The 18,077-nt window shown below is 68.0% G+C and carries 14 protein-coding genes; 7 read left to right on the top strand and 7 right to left on the bottom strand.

Annotated elements, in window-relative coordinates:
• Positions 1-81: 81 nt before the first annotated feature.
• Positions 82-819: an SIMPL domain-containing protein gene (locus AC5P8Y_RS02070; RefSeq protein ID WP_005410531.1), complete on the bottom strand. Its 738-nt coding sequence runs from the start codon at positions 817-819 to the stop codon at positions 82-84.
• Between the two features lie 131 nt (positions 820-950).
• On the opposite strand from AC5P8Y_RS02070, the gene AC5P8Y_RS02065 reads away from it, so the two are divergent.
• The 4 genes from AC5P8Y_RS02065 to tldD are packed head-to-tail and all read left to right on the top strand — an operon-like array spanning position 951 to position 8,430.
• Positions 951-1,559, top strand: coding sequence for a Maf family nucleotide pyrophosphatase (locus AC5P8Y_RS02065; RefSeq protein WP_032966937.1), 609 nt, complete (start codon positions 951-953; stop codon positions 1,557-1,559).
• Positions 1,552-3,039, top strand: coding sequence for a ribonuclease G (gene rng / locus AC5P8Y_RS02060; RefSeq protein ID WP_005410529.1), 1,488 nt, complete (start codon positions 1,552-1,554; stop codon positions 3,037-3,039). The genes AC5P8Y_RS02065 and rng overlap by 8 nt, the downstream gene beginning before the upstream one ends.
• A 30-nt stretch (positions 3,040-3,069) precedes the next feature.
• The gene (locus AC5P8Y_RS02055; protein ID WP_033835322.1) at positions 3,070-6,924 is read left to right on the top strand and encodes a YhdP family protein; all 3,855 of its coding nucleotides are present in this window, start codon (positions 3,070-3,072) and stop codon (positions 6,922-6,924) included.
• 60 nt (positions 6,925-6,984) lie between these two features.
• A complete protein-coding gene (tldD, locus tag AC5P8Y_RS02050; RefSeq protein ID WP_005410527.1) occupies positions 6,985-8,430 on the top strand; it encodes a metalloprotease TldD in 1,446 nt (481 codons plus the stop codon).
• Between the two features lie 41 nt (positions 8,431-8,471).
• Here the strand turns inward: tldD and yjgA are convergent, their stop codons facing one another.
• Positions 8,472-9,059 (bottom strand): ribosome biogenesis factor YjgA, encoded by a 588-nt coding sequence (gene yjgA, locus AC5P8Y_RS02045; protein ID WP_033835321.1) that lies wholly within the window; start codon positions 9,057-9,059, stop codon positions 8,472-8,474.
• A 68-nt stretch (positions 9,060-9,127) separates the two neighbouring features.
• On the opposite strand from yjgA, the gene pmbA reads away from it, so the two are divergent.
• Positions 9,128-10,495, top strand: coding sequence for a metalloprotease PmbA (gene pmbA / locus AC5P8Y_RS02040; RefSeq protein WP_033835320.1), 1,368 nt, complete (start codon positions 9,128-9,130; stop codon positions 10,493-10,495).
• 87 nt (positions 10,496-10,582) lie between these two features.
• A complete protein-coding gene (locus AC5P8Y_RS02035) occupies positions 10,583-10,957 on the top strand; it encodes a DUF4870 domain-containing protein (RefSeq protein WP_005410524.1) in 375 nt (124 codons plus the stop codon).
• Between the two features lie 81 nt (positions 10,958-11,038).
• Here AC5P8Y_RS02035 and AC5P8Y_RS02030 read toward each other — a convergent pair whose 3' ends face one another.
• The 5 genes from AC5P8Y_RS02030 to AC5P8Y_RS02010 all read right to left on the bottom strand — a co-directional run bounded on the left by AC5P8Y_RS02030 (position 11,039) and on the right by AC5P8Y_RS02010 (position 16,273).
• Positions 11,039-11,917 (bottom strand): polyprenyl synthetase family protein, encoded by an 879-nt coding sequence (locus AC5P8Y_RS02030; RefSeq protein WP_033835318.1) that lies wholly within the window; start codon positions 11,915-11,917, stop codon positions 11,039-11,041.
• Positions 11,907-12,167: an exodeoxyribonuclease VII small subunit gene (locus AC5P8Y_RS02025; RefSeq protein ID WP_005410522.1), complete on the bottom strand. Its 261-nt coding sequence runs from the start codon at positions 12,165-12,167 to the stop codon at positions 11,907-11,909. The genes AC5P8Y_RS02030 and AC5P8Y_RS02025 overlap by 11 nt, the downstream gene beginning before the upstream one ends.
• Positions 12,168-12,203: 36 nt before the next feature.
• On the bottom strand, positions 12,204-13,490 hold the full coding sequence (gene tilS, locus AC5P8Y_RS02020) for a tRNA lysidine(34) synthetase TilS (RefSeq protein WP_181453297.1): 1,287 nt from the start codon (positions 13,488-13,490) through the stop codon (positions 12,204-12,206).
• Between the two features lie 534 nt (positions 13,491-14,024).
• Positions 14,025-14,570, bottom strand: a complete 546-nt coding sequence (locus AC5P8Y_RS02015) for a WG repeat-containing protein (protein ID WP_033835317.1) — start codon at positions 14,568-14,570, stop codon at positions 14,025-14,027.
• Complete coding sequence (locus AC5P8Y_RS02010) at positions 14,567-16,273, bottom strand: alkaline phosphatase (RefSeq protein WP_111188173.1); 1,707 nt, start codon at positions 16,271-16,273, stop codon at positions 14,567-14,569. The genes AC5P8Y_RS02015 and AC5P8Y_RS02010 overlap by 4 nt, the downstream gene beginning before the upstream one ends.
• A gap of 153 nt (positions 16,274-16,426) precedes the next feature.
• Between AC5P8Y_RS02010 and AC5P8Y_RS02005 the strand changes: the two genes are divergently transcribed.
• Positions 16,427-17,761 (top strand): dicarboxylate/amino acid:cation symporter, encoded by a 1,335-nt coding sequence (locus AC5P8Y_RS02005; RefSeq protein ID WP_005410518.1) that lies wholly within the window; start codon positions 16,427-16,429, stop codon positions 17,759-17,761.
• The last annotated feature ends 316 nt before the right edge of the window (positions 17,762-18,077 follow it).

Here is an 18,077-nt window from a genome sequence, read left to right as displayed (position 1 = left end):
CTGGCCTTCAGCCAGCCGCCCCGGTCCATGAAAAAGGCGGGCCCCTGCGGGACCCGCCTCTGTCTACCGGAACGGATGGGATCAGCGACCCAGCTCGAACACCACGTCCAGATTGACCGACACAGTGGATTCGCCCGGGGCGACCGGCGTGGCCTTGTCCATCGCCGCGCCGGCGGCCATGGTCCGCATCATCGGCATCGGGCGGTAACCACCGCCGGCATTCTCGGAGATGCTGACGATGCGGCGCACCTGAAGGCCGAGCGACTTGGCATAGGTCTGGGCGCGGGCCTGGGCCTTCTTCAGCGCGGCCAGGCGCGCTTCGTCATAGACCGGTTCCGGCTGGTCGATCTCGAAGCTGGGGCCGTTGATCTGGTTGGCGCCCTGAGCGGCCAGCGCGTCCAGCACCTTGCCGAGCTTGGCGATGTCACGGACCTTCAGGCTGACCGTGTTGCTGGCCTGGTAGCCGGTGATCTTCGGCGCTTCGTTGTCGGCATAGCGGTACTGCGGATTGAGGCTGACGCCGCTGGTCTGCACGTCGCGCTCGGCGATGCCGGCGGCCTTGATCGCGGCCAGTACCTTGTCCATCTGCTGGGCGTTCTGGCGCATGGCGCTGTTGCCATCGGCGGCCTGGGTGACCACACCGGCCGACAGGGTTGCCACGTCCGGTACGCGGGTGGCTTCGGCATTGGCCGAGATGTTCAGCAGCGTGCCTTCGGCCGCGGCGGCGATCGACGGCGACGACGGGGCGGCATGGGCAGTCATCGAGGTTCCAAGGGCGAGGGACAGGGCAAGCAGCAGCGGGGTGGCGGTCAGGCGCATGGAGAACTCCTTGTTGTGCCGTTGAGGGTGGTGTCGTAGCGATGAACGCGCTGTGAGTCCGTTCGGGGTTCAACGCGTTCCGGGACGGGTTGCCGACGATTCAGGTGGCGGCCTCAGGTTATGCTGTGCCGATGCTCTATCTTGCTTCCCGCTCCCCCCGACGCAACCAGTTGCTGGCCCGACTCGGACGCCCCTTCCAGGCCCTGGACCTGGAGGTCGTCGAGCAGCGCGCGCCCGCTGAAAGCGCCGAACAGTATGTGTGCCGGGTCGCCGCCGACAAGGCGCGCGCCGGCCTGGCCCGGGTGCTGGCCGATGATCCGCAGGCGCGGGTGCTCGGCTCGGACACCGAGGTGGTGCTGGACGGTGAAGTGTTCGGCAAGCCGGCCGACGCCGCCGGCGCCCGCGCGATGCTGGCGCGCCTGGCCGGGCGCACCCACCAGGTGATGACTGCGGTGGTGGTGGTCGGCGCCGACGGGCTGGACAGCGAACTGGTCATTTCCGAAGTGACCTTCGCCCCGATCGCCGCCGCCGACATCGCCGCCTATGTCGCCACCGGCGAGCCGTTGGACAAGGCCGGGGCCTACGCCATCCAGGGCGGGGCCGAGCGCTGGATCGAACATCTTTCCGGCAGCTACTCCGGCGTCATGGGGCTGCCATTGCTGCATACCGATCGTCTGCTGGCGCGCTGTGGCGTGCCGGCCCCCACTGCCGATGCCGCCAGGGAGGCTGCCGATGTCTGAGGAAATCCTGGTCAATGTGACCCCGCGCGAGACCCGGGTCGCGGTGATCGAGAACGGCATGCTGCAGGAACTGCACATCGAGCGCGGTTGGCGCCGGGGTGTGGTCGGCAACATCTACAAGGGCAAGGTGCAGCGGGTCATGCCCGGCATGCAGGCCGCGTTCGTCGAGGTAGGCCTGGAGCGCGCCGCGTTCCTGCACGCCAACGACGTGGTGCGCCCGGCCCCGGTGGCCAGTGCAGACACCGAGAACACGACCCTGCCGCCGCCGGCCAGCGTGCCCATCGTCGAGCTGCTGCGTGACGGCCAGGACATCGTGGTGCAGGTGGTGAAGGACCCGATCGGCACCAAGGGCGCACGCCTGACCACCCAGATCAGCATTCCGTCGCGCTACATGGTGCTGCTGCCGCAATCCAAGGTGGTGGGGGTGTCCGCGCGCATCGAGGATGAAGCCGAGCGCGCCCGCCTGAAGGCCCTGGTGACCGAGCTGTCTGCGCAGCATGGCGGCTACGGCTACATCGTGCGTACCAATGCCGAGGGCCAGCCGGCCGAGGCCATCGCCGAGGACATCGCTTACCTGTCGCGGGTCTGGAACGTGGTCGAGCGCCGCGGCCGCGAAGCGGCCTCGTGCAGCAACATCTATGAAGACCTGAGCCTGCCGCTGCGTTCGGTGCGCGACCTGATCCGCAAGGACGTGGACAAGGTGAAGGTGGACTCGAAGGAAACCTTCGCGCAGCTGCAGGCGTTCGTCGCCAAGTACATGCCGGTGCTGGCCGAGAAGCTGGAACTGTATTCAGGCGATCGCCCGATCTTCGACATGTTCGGGGTGGAGGACGAGATCGGCCGTGCGCTGGACAAGCAGGTGCCGCTGAAATCCGGTGGTTACCTGGTGATCGACCAGACCGAGGCGATGACCACCATCGACGTCAATACCGGTTCGTTCCTCGGCCAGCGCAACCTGGAAGAGACGGTGTTCCGCACCAACCTGGAAGCGGCACAGGCGGTGGCCCGCCAGCTGCGCCTGCGCAACCTGGGCGGCATCATCATCATCGACTTCATCGACATGGACGATGCCGAGCATCGCCGCCAGGTGCTGCGCACCCTGGAAAAGGCGCTGGCCCGCGACCATGCCAAGACCACGGTGTACGACTTCTCGCCGCTGGGGCTGGTGGAGATGACGCGCAAGCGCACGGTGGAAAGCCTGGAACGCCAGCTGTCGGAAACGTGCCCGCAGTGCAGTGGCCGTGGCAGCATCAAGACCACCGAAACGGTGACCTACGAGATCTTCCGCGAGATCACCCGTGCCGTGCGCCAGTTCGATGCCGCACGCCTGCTGGTGATCGCCTCGACCAAGGTGGTCGCGCGCATCACCGACGAGGAATCCTCGGCGGTGGCCGAGCTGGAGGAATTCCTCGGCAAGAGCATCCGCTTCCAGGCGGACGAGCAGTACCTGCAGGAGCAATTCGATGTCGTTCTGCTGTGATCCTCGCCGGCCGCAGGCCGGCGGTGGCCGATGAGCGCGCCGCCGCGCCTGCGACTGCGAAGGATCCGCCGTCATTTCATTGCCGCCTGCGCGGTAGGCCTGGTCGGGCTGGCACTGCTGGTGGGTACCCTCAGCCAGCTGCTGCCGCTGGCCGAGCGTCACCCCGACAGGATTGCCGCCTGGCTGAGTGAGCGTGCCGGCCAGCCGGTGCATTTCGACCAGCTGCAGACGGCCTGGACCCGGCGTGGTCCGCTGCTGCAGCTGAAGGGCCTGCGCATCGGCGCCGGTCAGGGCCTGGCCATCGGCGAGGCCGAAGTGCTGGTGTCGATGTACAGCGGGATGCTGCCTGGTCGCTCGCTGACCGAGCTGCGCCTGCGTGGCCTGGCACTGGACCTGCAGCAGGGCAAGGACGGCCGCTGGTCGGTGCGTGGCCTGCCGAAGTCAGACACGGGCGGTGACCCGCTGGACGCGCTGCGCCGGCTGGGCGAGCTGCAGGTGATCGATGGCCGCTTGGGTGTGCATGCACCGGGACTGGGTATCGATACCACCCTGCCGCGTATCGATCTGCGCCTGCGCGTCAATGGCGACCGCCTGCGTGTGGGCGTGCGTGCCTGGGCGCAGACCGATGCCCTGCCGCTGACCGCAGTGCTGGACGTGGACCGCGCGCGCGGCAACGGGCAGGCCTGGCTGGGTGCCGATCCTGTTGATTTCCATGCCTGGTCGCCGTTGCTGGCAGCTGGTGGCGTGCGCCTGCGCGAAGGCAAGGGTGAGCTGAACCTGTGGCTGACCCTGCGCGACTTCGCGCCGGTGGCGCTGACCACCGATTCGGACCTGCGTGACGTGCGCGTCGACGGTGCACCGATGCCCGACGTGGCAACGCCGCGGTTGCAGCTGCAGCGCTTGCAGGCGCGCCTGCGCTGGCAGCGCCAGGCCGATGGTTGGGCGCTGCAGGTACCGCGCCTTCGTTTGAAGACCGAAGACGGCGAACAACAGCTCGATGGCCTGCAGTTGCAGGTTGGCAGGCAGCTGCGGGTGAGTTCCGGCGAAGTACAGGCCGGTACGGCGCTGCGTGCGCTGGCGCTGAGTGATCGCCTCGAGCCAGGCCTGCGCCATTGGTTGTTCCTGTCCAAACCGCAGCTGGATGTGCGAGAGCTGCAACTGGCCGGCGAACGTGATGGCCCGTTGCGGGCACAGGGCGAGCTGCAGTCGCTGGGCTTTGCCAGCGTTGGCAATTCTCCGGGTCTGCGCGGCCTGGGGGGACATTTCGAGGGCGACGCCGATGGCTTCAGCCTGCAGCTGCAACCGCAACGGCAGCTGCAGTTCGATTGGCCCACCGGCTTCGGCGTGCGGCACGACCTGCACCTGGCTGGACAGATCGTGGGCTGGCGTGACGAGGGCGGTGGCTGGCGTATCGGCACTGCGGCGATGCGCGTGGAAGGCACCGACTACGCGGCCGATGTGCGCGGTGGTGTCTGGTTCCAGGGCGACGGCACGCGGCCCTGGCTGCAGTTGGCGGCCAAGCTGGACGATGTGCCGATGACGGCGGCCAAGCGCTTCTGGATCCACTCCAAGATGAGCAAGGGCGCCACCGACTGGCTGGACATGGCGCTGGCCGGCGGCCAGGTGCGCAATGGCATCGGCCTGGTCAGCGGTGACCTGGACGATTGGCCGTTCGACAACAACGATGGCCGTTTCGAGGCCACCGGCCATATCACCAACGGCGACATCCGCTTCCAGCACGACTGGCCGCTGATGCGCCAGGTCGACGCCGATATCGCCTTCATCGGCCCCGGCTTCGACATGCATGGGCGCGGGGACCTGGCCGGTGTAGCGGTGCAGAAGTTCGAGGCGGGCATCCAGGACTTCGGGCAGCAGCCGCTGTACGTGCGTGCCGATGCGCAGAGCGAGGCCGGCAGACTGCTGGCAATGCTGCGGCAGAGCCCATTGCACAAGGACTATGGCGACACCCTGGACAACCTCACGGCTGCGGGCCCGGCGCATGTGACCTTCGACCTGCTGCAGCCGCTGCACCACGATGAAGGCGGCGGTCACCTGCAGGGCACGGTCGACCTCAATGGTGTGAAACTGGTGGACAAGCGCTTCCAGCTGGCCTTCGACAACATGCATGGGCAGGCGCGCTACAGCAATGGTGGCTTCGGTGCCGAGGAACTGGCGGTGCGCCACCTCGGCCAGGACGGCCGCCTGAGCCTGCGTGCCGGCGGCTACGTGCACGACAGCAGGCTGGCGTTCGAGTCGCAGCTGACGGCCAACCTCGACGCCGGTGTGCTGATTGACCGCGCCCCGGAAATGGCGTGGCTCAAGCCCTATATCGCGGGTAACTCGCCCTGGACCATCGCGGTCAACCTGCCCAAAGTCGCACCGGGAGCGCCCGCACCGCCCAGCGAACTGCGCCTGAGTTCGGATCTGGTGGGAACCCGCCTGGACTTGCCGGCACCGCTGGACAAGCCGGCCACCGAGCCGCTGGCGACCACGGTGGCCGCGCAGCTGCCGATGGGCGCTGGTCGCATCGATGTGGCCTTTGGCCAGCGTCTGGCCCTGGCCGCGCGCAGCCACAACAACCGCACCGGTGTGCAGGTCACCCTGGGCAGCGACCATGCCGATCGCGAGCCGCCGCCCAGCGGACTGTCCGTCAATGGCCGCAGCCCGACTCTGGATGCGCTGGAGTGGATCAGTCTGGCCCGTGGTGGCAACGACGATGACGGCATGCCGCTGCGTGCAGTGGACGTGCAGGTCGGCAAGCTGATGCTGATCGGCGGCGTCTTCGAGCAGACCCGGTTGCAGCTGCAGCCGGGACCGCAGGCGCTGGACGTGCGCCTGGATGGACCTTCGCTGGCCGGTCGCCTGACCGTACCCAACGCCGAAGGAGGCACCATCAGTGGCCGACTCGACCGTGTGCACTGGCAGTCGCTGCCGCCGGCGCCGGGCGCGGCCGCGCCAGCCCGGGTGCAGGCCGGCGCCAACGACATGGACCCGGCCAAGCTGCCGCCGTTCGCGCTGGACATCGCCGACCTGAAGTTCGGCAAGGTGGTGCTGGGCCAGGCGGTGCTGCGTACGCGGCCGCTGGCCAATGGCCTGAACGTGGACGAGCTGCGCTTCCGCGCGCCCGACCAGGAAATCGACATCAGCGGTCGCTGGCTGGGTCGCACCGGTGGTGCCCGCACCGAGCTGACCGCGCAGGTGCGCAGCGAGGACCTGGGCGGCCTGATGCAGAACCTCGACTACGGCGGCCAGCTGCGTGGCGGCTCTGGCCAGGCGCAGCTGCAGGCCTCCTGGAGCGGGGGGCCGTCGGACTTCCAGCTGGCCAATCTGCAGGGCAGCCTTGATCTGCACGCGCGTAATGGCCAGCTGCTGGAGCTGGAGCCGGGCGCTGGCCGTGTGCTGGGCCTGCTCAGCGTGACCCAGCTGCCGCGGCGCCTGATGTTCGACTTCCGCGACTTCTTCTCCAAGGGCTTCGCGTTCAACCAGGTCGACGGCAGCGTGCAGTTCGGGCAGGGCATGGCCCGCACCGACAAGGTACTGATCGAGGGCCCGGCGGCGAACATCACCATCCGCGGCCAGGCCGACCTGCGCAACCAGCGGTTCGACCAGACCATCGATGTCAACCCGCGCGCCGGCAACCTGCTGACGGTGGTCGGCGCGGTGGCCGGTGGCCCGGTGGGCGCGGCGCTCGGCGCGGCCACCAATGCGGTACTGTCCAAACCGCTCGGCGAGATCGGCGCCCGCACCTACAAGGTGACCGGTCCATGGAAGGAGCCGAAGGTGGAAGTGATCGAACGCAGCCGCGACAAGACCCCGCCAGCGCCCGCGCCGCGCCCGGCCCCGGCCGTTCCGCCGCCCGTTACCGACCTGCCACGCTCACGCTGAGCGTGGACCTCCTGTTCACGGGGCTTGCCTGAGCGCCCCAGCACCTCCAGATCGAGAACCATGACTGATATCGCCCTGACGCTTGCCCAAGATCGCCTGCTGCGCCCCGGCGGGCTGGATACCGATGGCCTGGAGCGCACCTTCGGCCAGCTGCTCGGCCCCGGTGTGGACTTCGGCGACCTCTATTTCCAGCACGCCCGCCGCGAGAGCTGGAGCGTGGAAGACGGCATCGTCAAGGACGGTGCCCATTCCATCGAGCAAGGCGTGGGCGTACGGGCGATGTCCGGCGAGAAGACCGGATTCGCCTACTCCGACGACATCCATGCCGACGCGCTGCTGGCCGCGGCGCAGTCGGCGCGTGCGATTTCGCGCGAGGGTGGCGCGCAGTCCGGGCGCTCGCTGCTGCGCGGCAATTCACGCGCGCTGTATCCGGCGCTGGATCCCATCGATGGCGTCGGCAACGAGGCAAAGGTCGAGGTGCTGAAGCGTCTGGACGGCTACCTGCGTGCCGCCGACCCGCGCGTGAAGCAGGTGATGGTGAGCCTGTCCGGCGGCGTGGACACGGTGCTCATCGCGCGCAGCGACGGCGTGCTGGGCGCTGACGTGCGCCCGCTGGTGCGCCTGAACGTGCAGGTGATCGTCGAACACAACGGCCGCCGCGAGTCCGGCTATGCCGGTGGCGGTGGCCGCTATGGCTACGGGGAACTGTTCGCTGATGGCCGCCCGGAAGCGTTTGCGCGCGAGGCCCTGCGCCAGGCGCTGGTGAACCTGGACGCCGTGCCGGCGCCGGCCGGCGTGATGCCGGTGGTACTGGGACCTGGCTGGCCCGGCGTGCTGCTGCATGAAGCGGTCGGCCACGGCCTGGAAGGCGACTTCAACCGCAAGGGCACCAGCGTGTACGCCGGCCGCATCGGCGAACGCGTGGCGGCACCGGGCGTGACCATCGTCGACGATGGAACCCTGGACGGGCGTCGCGGTTCGCTCAACATCGACGACGAAGGCCACCCGAGCCAGTGCACCACGCTGATCGAGGACGGCATCCTGGTCGGCTACATGCAGGACAGTCTCAATGCACGCCTGATGGGCATGGCACCGACCGGCAACGGGCGTCGCGAATCGTTCGCGCACCTGACCATGCCGCGCATGACCAATACCTACATGCGCGCCGGCCAGCACGACCCGCAGGAAATGATCCGCTCGGTGAAGAAGGGCCTGTATGCAGTGAACTTCGGCGGCGGCCAGGTCGACATCACCAGCGGCAAGTACGTGTTCTCGGCCACCGAGGCCTACCTGATCGAGGATGGCCGCATCACCGCGCCGGTGAAGGGCGCGACCCTGATCGGCAACGGTCCGGAAACCATGCAGAAGGTGCGCATGGTCGGCAACGACCTGGCCCTGGACGAGGGCGTGGGCATCTGTGGCAAGGACGGGCAGAGCGTGCCGGTGGGTGTCGGCCAGCCGTCGCTGTTGATCGAGGGCATCACCGTCGGCGGTACCCAGGCCTGAGCCGGGCGATGGCCAGCGCCACCGCCCGCTCCGGCGCGGACTCAGGCCTCGTCGGCCTCGTCGGCTTCGACGTGGCCAGCGTCTTCGGCGCTGGCCTTCAGGCCGAGCGCCGCCGGCAGCATCAGTGCGCGCAGCACCTGGTAGATCTCGCGATAGGCACGCGGCGGCTTGTTCTTCGCCTTCTCGGCCTGCGCATTGCGCACCAGCGTGCGCAGCTGCTGGCGGTCGGCCTGCGGATAATCGTCCAGCAGGGCGGCCAGCGCCTTGTCACCTTCGGCCAGCAGGCGCTCGCGCCAGTCTTCCACGCGGTGCATCATCGCCACTTCGCGGCGGCCGGTTTCGCTGTTGGCATCCAGCGCATCGCGGATCGCATCCAGCGTGGCTTCTTCTTCGCGGCGCATGTGCTTGGCCAGGAACGCCAGCTGGCGCTTGTGGGCGATGTGCGCGGTGATGCGCTTGCACTCGGCGATGTGCGGCAGCAGGTCTTCCGGGATCGGCAGGCGCGCCAGCTGGGCCGGTGTCAGCGACACCAGTTTTTCGCCCAGGGCCAGGACGTCGAGCGCGTCGCGCCGGTTCTGGCTGCGGCTCTTGTCGTGGAATTCACCGGTTTCTTCGTCGCGTCCGCGCATCGTCCATACCTGATTTCAAAAAAAGTCGCCCGGCGTGATGCCGGGCCCAACCCGTACAGGATAAAGCATTGAACGTGATCGCCCCTGAAGCCGCCGTCGGCGACGACAGCCCGGCCCGGCTGGAACGGCTGGCCGACCTCTCCCAGCAGCTGCTCGACCGCGCCCGCGCGCTGGGCGCCAGCCAGGCTGAAGTCAGCTGCAGCGAAGACCGCGGGCTGGAGGTGAATGTCCGCCTCGGCGAGGTCGAAACCGTGCAGTCCACCCGCGACCGCGGCATCGCCGTCACTGTGTATTTCGGCCAACGCAAGGGCAGCGCCAGCACCGGCGACCTGAACGAGGCCAGCCTGGCGGCCACGGTCGAGCAGGCCTGCGCCATCGCCCGGCATACCGAAGATGACGCGGCCGCCGGCCTGGCCGAGGCGGCCCTGATGGCCACCCACTTCCCGGACCTGGACGGCTGGCACCCGTGGGCGCTGCAGGCCGACGAGGCGGTGGACCTGGCCCTGGCTTGCGAAGCCGCAGGCCGTGAGGCCGATGCGCAGATCCGCAATTCCGACGGCGCCTCGGTGTCGAGCATGCAGAGCCTGTCGGTCTATGCCAATTCGCATGGTTTCATCGGCCGTGAGCGCGGCACCCACCATTCGGTCGGTTGTGCGCTGATCGCCGGGCAGGGCGATGGCATGCAGCGTGACGGCTGGTACACCAGTGCGCTGGCTCGCGAGGACCTGGAGGACGTCGACCTGGTCGGACGTCGTGCCGCCGAACGTACTGTCGCCCGCCTGCAGCCACGATCGCTGGCCACCGGCAGCATGCCGGTGCTGTTCGCCCCGGAAGTGGCGCGCAGCCTGGTCGGGCACCTGCTGTCGGCGGTGTCCGGCGGTGCTCTGTATCGCCAGGCCAGCTTCCTGCTGGACAGCGTTGGCCAGCGCCTGTTCCCGGAATGGATGCAGATCGAGGAGCTGCCGCACCTGAGTCGTGGCCTGCGCTCGGCCGCCTTCGATGGCGACGGCGTGGCCACGCGCGCCTCGGCTCTGGTCCGGGACGGCGTGCTGCAGCGCTATGTGCTGGGCAGCTACTCGGCACGCAAGCTGGGCCTGCAGACCACTGCCAATGCCGGTGGCGTGCACAACCTGCAGTTGGCCGCCAATGCAGGCCCGCTGCACGCCATCGCCCGGCAGATGGGCGATGGCCTGCTGGTGACCGAGCTGATGGGGCAGGGCGTGAACGGCGTGACCGGCGACTATTCGCGTGGCGCGGGTGGCTTCCGGGTCGAGAACGGCGAGATCCAGTACCCGGTGGACGGCATCACCATCGCCGGCAACCTGCGCGAGATGTTCAGCAGCATCGAGGCGGTCGGCAGCGACGTCGATCCCCGTTCGCACATCCGGACCGGTTCGATCCTGTTGGGGCGGATGACCATCGCAGGTAATGATTGATGCCGTCGATGGCGTAAGCTATGCCCGCCTGACGCAATCAGCTGGGTGCTGGTTGGTCAAGACCACCCAATGAAAAGGAGTTTTGTCGTGAGTGAATTCGATAACGTCCCGCCGCCGCCACCGGCCACCGCCGACGTTCCGGCCGACCAGCGCACCATGGCCCTGGCCGCGCACCTGCTGGGCATCTTCACCGGCTTCATCGGCGCGCTGATCATCTGGCTGATCAACAAGGACGATGCTGGCAAGGCCTTCGTGACCGACCAGGCCAAGGAAGCCCTGAACTTCCAGATCACCGTGACCATCGCCATGGTCATCAGCATGATCCTCACCATCGTGATCATCGGCGTGTTCCTGGCCCCGATCGTCGGCATCATCAGCCTGGTGTTCAGCATCATCGCTGCGGTCAAGGCCAACAACGGCGAAGCCTACCGCTACCCGTTCGCGCTGCGCCTGATCAAGTAAGATCGTCCGCACGCGGAACTGAAAACGCCCGGCACTGCCGGGCGTTTTCGTGTGCGGGGAATGCCGGGCCGCGTGCAGCGATCAGTGATCGCGTTCCACCGCCAGCGTCGCCAGCGCGCGCAGCGCGTCGGCTTCCTCGCCATACCCGGCCAGGATCGACTGCATGCGCGCTGCGAGCTCGTGCAGCTGGGCCTTTGCGCCGTCCATGCCAAGCAGGGCGGGGAAGGTGCTCTTGTCCTGCGCCTGGTCCTTGCCGGCAGTCTTGCCCAGCTGTTCGGAACTGGCTTCGACATCGAGGATGTCATCGCGGACCTGGAAGGCCAGGCCGAGTGCATCGGCGAAACTGTCGAGCTGGGCCAGCTGCGGTTCGTGGGCCTGGCCGCACAGCGCGCCCATGCGCACTGCCGCGCGGATCAGCGCGCCGGTCTTCAGCGCGTGCATGCGGGTCAGCGCCGCCAGCGTCTGCTGCTGGCCGGTGGCATCGATGTCCAGCGCCTGGCCGCCACACATGCCGGACGCGCCGGAGGCGTGGGCCAGGGTCTGCAGACAGGCGACGCGCAGGGTAGCCGGCAGCGGCGCATCGGCCAGCAGGCCGAAGGCGCGGGTCTGCAGGGCGTCGCCAGCAAGGATCGCGGTGGCTTCGTCGAAGGCGACGTGGGTGGTGGGCTTGCCGCGACGCAGGGCGTCGTCATCCATCGCCGGAAGGTCGTCATGCACCAGCGAATAGGCATGGATCAGCTCGACGGACATGGCCGCCGCATCCAGGCTTTCCGGCTGCGCACCGAACAGGTGACCACTGGCGTAGACCAGCAGGGGCCGCATGCGCTTGCCACCACCAAGCACCGAATAGCGCATGGCCTGATGCAGGCGCTGCGGTGCCTCGGCAGGCGAGGGCAGGGCGGCATCGAGCTGGCTTTCGATACGGTCGCGCCAGCGCGCGAACAGAACCTCAGCCGTCATGGCTGGGCGGGTCGAAGGGCTCGGAGGCTTCCGGCTGCGCCGGATCACTGAGCAGGCGCACGCGCAGTTCGGCCTGCTCCAGCGCCTGCTGGCACTGGCGGTACAGGCCGACACCACGCTCGTAAGCACTGAGCGAAGCTTCCAGGCTCAGCTCGCCGGTTTCCATCTGCTCCACCAGCTGCTCCAGCGATTCGAGCGATTGCTCGAACTGGGCGACGGGGGAGGCGTTTTCGGGGGACTTCTTGGCCATGCGGCAAGTGTGGACGGGCCGCGCGCGGGGGTCAATTCACCAGCCGCCCGGGCGCCACTGCAACTGCGCGTCATGCGCCTGCAACCAGGCCTGCAGCGGTGCGGCGATGACCACGTCGGCGGCGGCCAGCAACTGCGGGCCATCAAAGATCAGCGGCAGCTGCGCGCGTCGCCAGGGGGCGAGGTGCTCGCGTTGCAGGCAGTCCTTCAGCGCGTGCGAATGCTGGCGACCCGGCAGCAGGATGCGCTCGCCGCCCACGCGTGCACGGACCTGCAGTGGCTGTTCGAAAGCGCCGGCGCCCAGCAGGCTCAGCTGGCCGCCGTCGGGCAATGGCAGCGGTGCACGGCCATCCCACACGGCCTGCCAGTCGAGGGGCAGCGAGGGCAACCGGGCCGGCAGCAGATAGGCGTGGTCGCGCCATTGCTGGATCACGTGCTGCTGCCAGCGCACACGCGCCTGGCGGTCGGTGTCGGCCGGCAATAGCTCCTCCAGCGCCTGCTGCAACACCGAGGTCGGCAACGGTGCCGCATCATGGCCCAGCACCCACGCGCGCAGCACGCGTGCTGCGCGGCGCGGCGACATCTGGCGCAGCAGTTCCAGTGACAGCACGCGCGGTGCCACTTCCAGATGCGCGATCAGCTCGGCGTCTTCCTCGTCCAGCAGTTCGCGGGTCTGCCGGCAATGCGTCGCGCTGCCCGCCAATGCTGCAGCCGCATGCGGCCAGCGCTGGCGCAGCAACGGCAACACCTGCAGGCGCAGGAAGTTGCGATCGGCGTGGTCTTCCGCGTTGCTGGGGTCTTCGATCCAGCGCAGCGCGTGCTGGCGCGCGTAGTCGAGCAGTGCACTGCGTGGTACCGCCAGCAGCGGGCGCCACAAGGGATGTTCGCCAAGGCGGCTGTGCGTGGACATCGCCGCCAGGCCATCGACGCCAGAAGCGCGCAGGGCGCGCAACAGGAAGGTCTCGGCCTGGTCGTCCTGGTGCTGCGCCAGTGCCAGCGTTTCGCCTTCGCGCAGCTCAGCCGCGAACGCGGCACGTCGTGCCTGTCGCGCAGCACCTTCGGTGCCCAGGCCTGTGCCGTTCTCGACCTGCACGTGGTGCACGGCCAGCTCAATGCCCCAGGCGTCGCATTGCTGCTGGCAGTGCAGCACCCAGTCATCCGCATCGGGCTGCAGGCCGTGATGCACGTGCACCGCGCGCAGGGCGGTGCCGGAAGTCTGCGCGCAGCGCCACAGCCAGTGCAGCAGCACGGTGGAGTCGACGCCACCGCTGTAGCCCACCAGCAGCGGCGCATCCAGCGGAACGAGGGCAGGGAAGGCAGTCACGGTGGCAAGTATAGGGTTGCTCGGCAGGGCTGCGCCCTGCACCCGCTACGATCCAGAGGAACAGCAACAGCAACAGCAGAAGCTGGTTTCCTGAGGGTAGGCGGGGTGGGTCCGGTTGCGGGAGACGCCGTAAACCCGTCCTTGGGGGCTTGGCCGCGGCATCCATGCCGCGGACACTCCCGCAACCGGACCCACCCCGCCTTCGACAGTTTCCTGCGAACTGTCGGGTTGCTCATGGGGTCAGATCCGTTTTCCTGCGGAAAACGGATCTGACCCCGGATTCAATTCGATATCTGACAGATACGATCCACGCAAAGCGTGGATGGTCCAACCGTCACCGGAAAACTGTCGGGGGTGGGGCGGTGTGGGTGGGCAGGACCGTTGGCGCCATGGATGGCGCCATCGAGCCCCCAGGGATGGGTTTACGGCGTGTCCTGCCCACCCACACCGCCCCACCCAACTCACAGAAAACCAGAGCCGCTTTTGATCTTGCTTTGGCGTCTGCAGGTGCAGGGCGCAGCCCTGCCGAAAACCCTACTTCACCCGACGACCCGAACGGTCGATGCGGAACCACTCTCCGCCTTCCATCGGCGTGTGGCCATCGGCATCCGGCGTACCACGACGGCAACCATTGCAGACCTCGGCCACGCCGTCCTGGAACGGCCATGCGAAATCGAAGGTGCCGGGCACCACCTGGCGGAACGTCAGGTCGAAGTAGCCCACGCGGTTGCCGACGCGGGCGCGCAGCAGGCCTTCCTGCGGCGTTTCCGGGCCATTGTCCCAGGTCAGCACCGGCAGGCTGCGGCCCTTGCGGTCGACGTAGTGGAAACCCTGGTCGGCGTACACCACTGCCAGGCCGTGGTCGTCGTAATTCAGGGCCTTCAGCGTGTCGGCACTGATCTTCGGCCGGTGATCAATCACCTCGCAGTTGGGCAGCGGCCACAACCCGTGTTCGTCGGTCAGCAGCTTGCATGCCGGTGCCTGTGCCGCTGCAGTGGCGCTGACCAGCACGCCAAGAAGGGCCAGCGACCGCGCGAAGCGGCCGCTGGCAGCGTCAGGGCGGGCCTGCCGTGCGATCACTTGGCCTCGGCCTTGCGCTCGAACGCGGTCGGTGCCGGCAGCTGCACCGGCACGCCCTTGTCATCGCAGGTGCCGGCCTGGCACAGGCGCTCGCGCAGGGCCGGGGTGGCCTGCACGATCATGTGATAGATCGCGTTCTGTTCCAGCGTGCCGCGGATCGCCTTGCTGCCCGGGCCGCGTGCCCAGATGCCGACGTCCTCGCCACCGTGCGATTCGGACTTCATCGGCACCAGCGCTTCCTGCATGTAGTCCGGATGCTCGGTGTCGACCTCGCGCAGGTTCGGGCGGCCGTTGGCCGGTTCGAAGCTGCTCGGGTTGTGCGGGTAACGCTTCGGGCCAGCCGGCTGCTGGTTGCTGCTGCCGGTGTGGCCCGGGCCGTTGGCGTAGCTCAGCGTGGTGTACGGCTGGCCGGTGCCGTCCAGCGCGTAGTCCAGCTTGCCGGCGCCATCTTCGCCGCCCTTGTCCTTGACCTTGCCCAGGATCGGGTTGCCGCGCGCCGGGTAGCCGACGAAGTTCAGCGTGTGCGAGTGGTCGGCGGTGACGATGATCAGGGTGTCGTCGGCGGAGGTCAGCTCGTTGGCCACGCGCACTGCGTCGGACAGGGCCACGGTCTCGGTCAGTGCGCGGTAGGCGTTGCCGCTGTGGTTGGCGTGGTCGATGCGCGCGCCTTCGATCATCAGCACGTAGCCTTCCTGGTGCTTGGCCAGATTCTTGATCGCTGCAGCCGTCAGTTCGGCCAGGCTCGGCTCACCGCCCGGATCCTGCGGGCGCTCGTACTCGTAGCGCATGTGGTCCGGCTCGAACAGGCCAAGGATGGCCGGTGCGTTGGCGGCGGCGGCCAGCTGCTTGCTGTTCCACACGTAGGCACCCTGCGGGTGTGCCTGCTGCCATTCCTGCACCAAGCTGCGGCCATCCAGGCGCTGGCCGACCTTGTCGTCGTATTCCGGATCGCGCTCTTCCACGGTGGTGAATTCACCGCGGCCGCCACCGAGGGCGACCAGAGGGCCGCGACCATAGCGTGAGGTCGACAGCAGCTGCTGGGCGATGTCCTTGCAGCCGGCCGCCTTGGCCGCTTCGGTCAGGTCGGTGTCGTTTTCCCAGTTGCGCTCGGGCGAGTGCGCGTAGGTGGCGGCCGGGGTGGCATGGGTCAGGCGCGCGGTGGACACCACGCCGGTAGCCAGGCCGGCGCTGTCGGCCAGCTGCAGCCAGGTCAGCAGGCCCTTGGACAGGCTGTCGGCACAGTCGGTCCGGCTGCCGGCGCTGACGCCGATCGCACCCATGTGGGTCTTCACGCCGGTGGTGATGGCGGTCATGGTGCCGGCCGAATCGGGCGTCTGCGAATCGGTGTTGTAGGTCTTGCTGAATGCCGTGGCCGGGAAGCGCTCCCAGGACAACAGGTTCTCTTCACCGGAGCCACCCTTCTGCTGGCCCTCGTAGATGCGCGAGGCGGCCACGGTGGTCAGGCTCATGCCGTCGCCGAGGAACAGGATGACGTTCTTGGCCTTGCCGGACATCGCACCGTTGGCGGCGGCCTGGGCGGCGCCACTGCGGTACCACCACTGCGGGGTCTCGCCGGCCGGGTGGGCGACGGGGTCGACGGCGACCTTGAGGCCGGCCGGGGCAGTGGCGGGGATGGTGCTGGCGCAGGCGCCCAGCAGCAGGGTGGTGGCGCAGGCGGCCAACAGGGAGACGGAACGGCGCATGGACGCTGGGATCTCACAAACTGTAACGGGACGTTCATTATGCCCGCCCTCGCAAGGCACGCCGATGACACACTGATTTGCCGGTCGGGCGGTCGTTCCCCAGCCGTTGATGGGCTATCGTGCCAGCATCCCTTCCTTCCCTCTGGATTGCCTATGAAGCTGGTCTCTGCCTGGCTGCGGATTCCATTCTGGCAGCGCGTGGTCGGTGGCTTCGTGCTCGGCGCGCTGGCCGGCTGGGCGCTCGGCCCGGCCGCGGAAACGTGGTTCGGCCCGCTTGGCGAGCTGTACGTCACCCTGATCAAGATGATCGCGGTGCCGCTGGTGTTCTTCGCGGTGATCAATGCGATCTCGTCGCTGCACGGCCAGAAGTCGGTTGCCGCGCTCAGTGGCCGCACCTTCCTGTGGTTCGTGATCACCGCTGCGTTGGCGGTGTGCGTCGGCCTGGGTGTGGGCACCGTGCTGCAGCCCGGCGCCGGTGGCCTGCAACTGACGATGGCCAGCAATTACGTGCCGCGCGAAGTGCCCAGCGTGGTGCAGGTGCTGCTGGACGTGGTACCGGCCAATGTCTTCTATGCGCTGTCCGGTATCGGCACCAAGGTCAACGCGGCCGGCGAAACCGTGCTGGCCGCCGGCCGTGGCTCGATCCTGCCGGTGATCTTCTTCGCCGGCCTGGTCGGCTTCGCCATCGTCAAGCTCGGCGAGAAGGTGACCGAGGCGCGCAAGCTGGTCGGCCAGATGAGCGACATCATGATCCAGGTGACCCGCTTCGTGCTGGAAGTCACCCCGATCGGTACCTTTGGCCTGATCGCCGGCCTGGTCGGCAGCTACGGGTTCGAGAAGCTGCTGCCGCTGGGGCATTTCGTGCTGGCCCTGTACGTGGCCTGCGCCCTGCACATCGTGGTGGTGTACAGCGCACTGCTGTTGGCGCACGGACTGAACCCGCTGAAGTTCTTCCGTGGTGCGGCGCCGGGCATGCAGGTTGCGTTCGTCAGCTCTTCCAGCTTCGCGGCGATGCCGGTGGCACTGCGTTCGATCACCCACAACCTGGGCGTGAACAAGGACTACGGTTCGTTTGCGGTGCCGCTGGGCGCCAGCATCAAGATGGACGGCTGCGGTGCCATCTACCCGGCGCTGTGCGCGGTGTTCATCGCGCAGTACAGCGGTGTGCCGCTGACCCCTGAACAGTACGTGGTGGTGCTGATCGCTTCGGTGCTGGGCAGCTTCGGTACGGCCGGTGTTCCGGGTACCGCGGTGATCATGGCTACGGTGGTGCTGAGCGCGGCCAACCTGCCGTTGGAGACGATCGGCTACCTGTATGCCATCGACCGCATCCTCGACATGATGCGCACGATGACGAACGTGACCGGCCAGATGCTGGTGCCGGTGATCGTGGCCAAGGAAACCGGGCTGCTCGACCAGGCGGTGTATGACAATCCGTCCAGCAATGTGGGTGTGGACGACCCCGATCCGACGCCGCCACGCGGCTGAGGTTGCGTGGAGATAAAAGGCCCGCCCTGAACGGCGGGCTTTTTGTTTGGGAGCTGGCTGGCGCGGTGGCGGTCATGCCGTGCCTGGTAGATCCACGCCATGCGTGGATGGAGGCGGTGCCGACCAACGGTCGGCCCCCACCAAAGGTCAGTACCCACCAGAAGAGGTCGGTACCCACCAGAGGTCGGTAGATCCACGCCATGCGTGGATGAAGGCGGTGCCGACCAAGATCGGCAGTTACCCACCATTGCGCGGGCCTAACAAAAAAGCCGCTGCAGGGCAGCGGCTTTCTCGTGTCAGGCGGCGTGGTAGCGCC

This window comes from Stenotrophomonas sp. YJH_SMC_12-1, from assembly GCF_059370935.1.
This window is presented reverse-complemented; position numbering and strand designations above follow the sequence as displayed.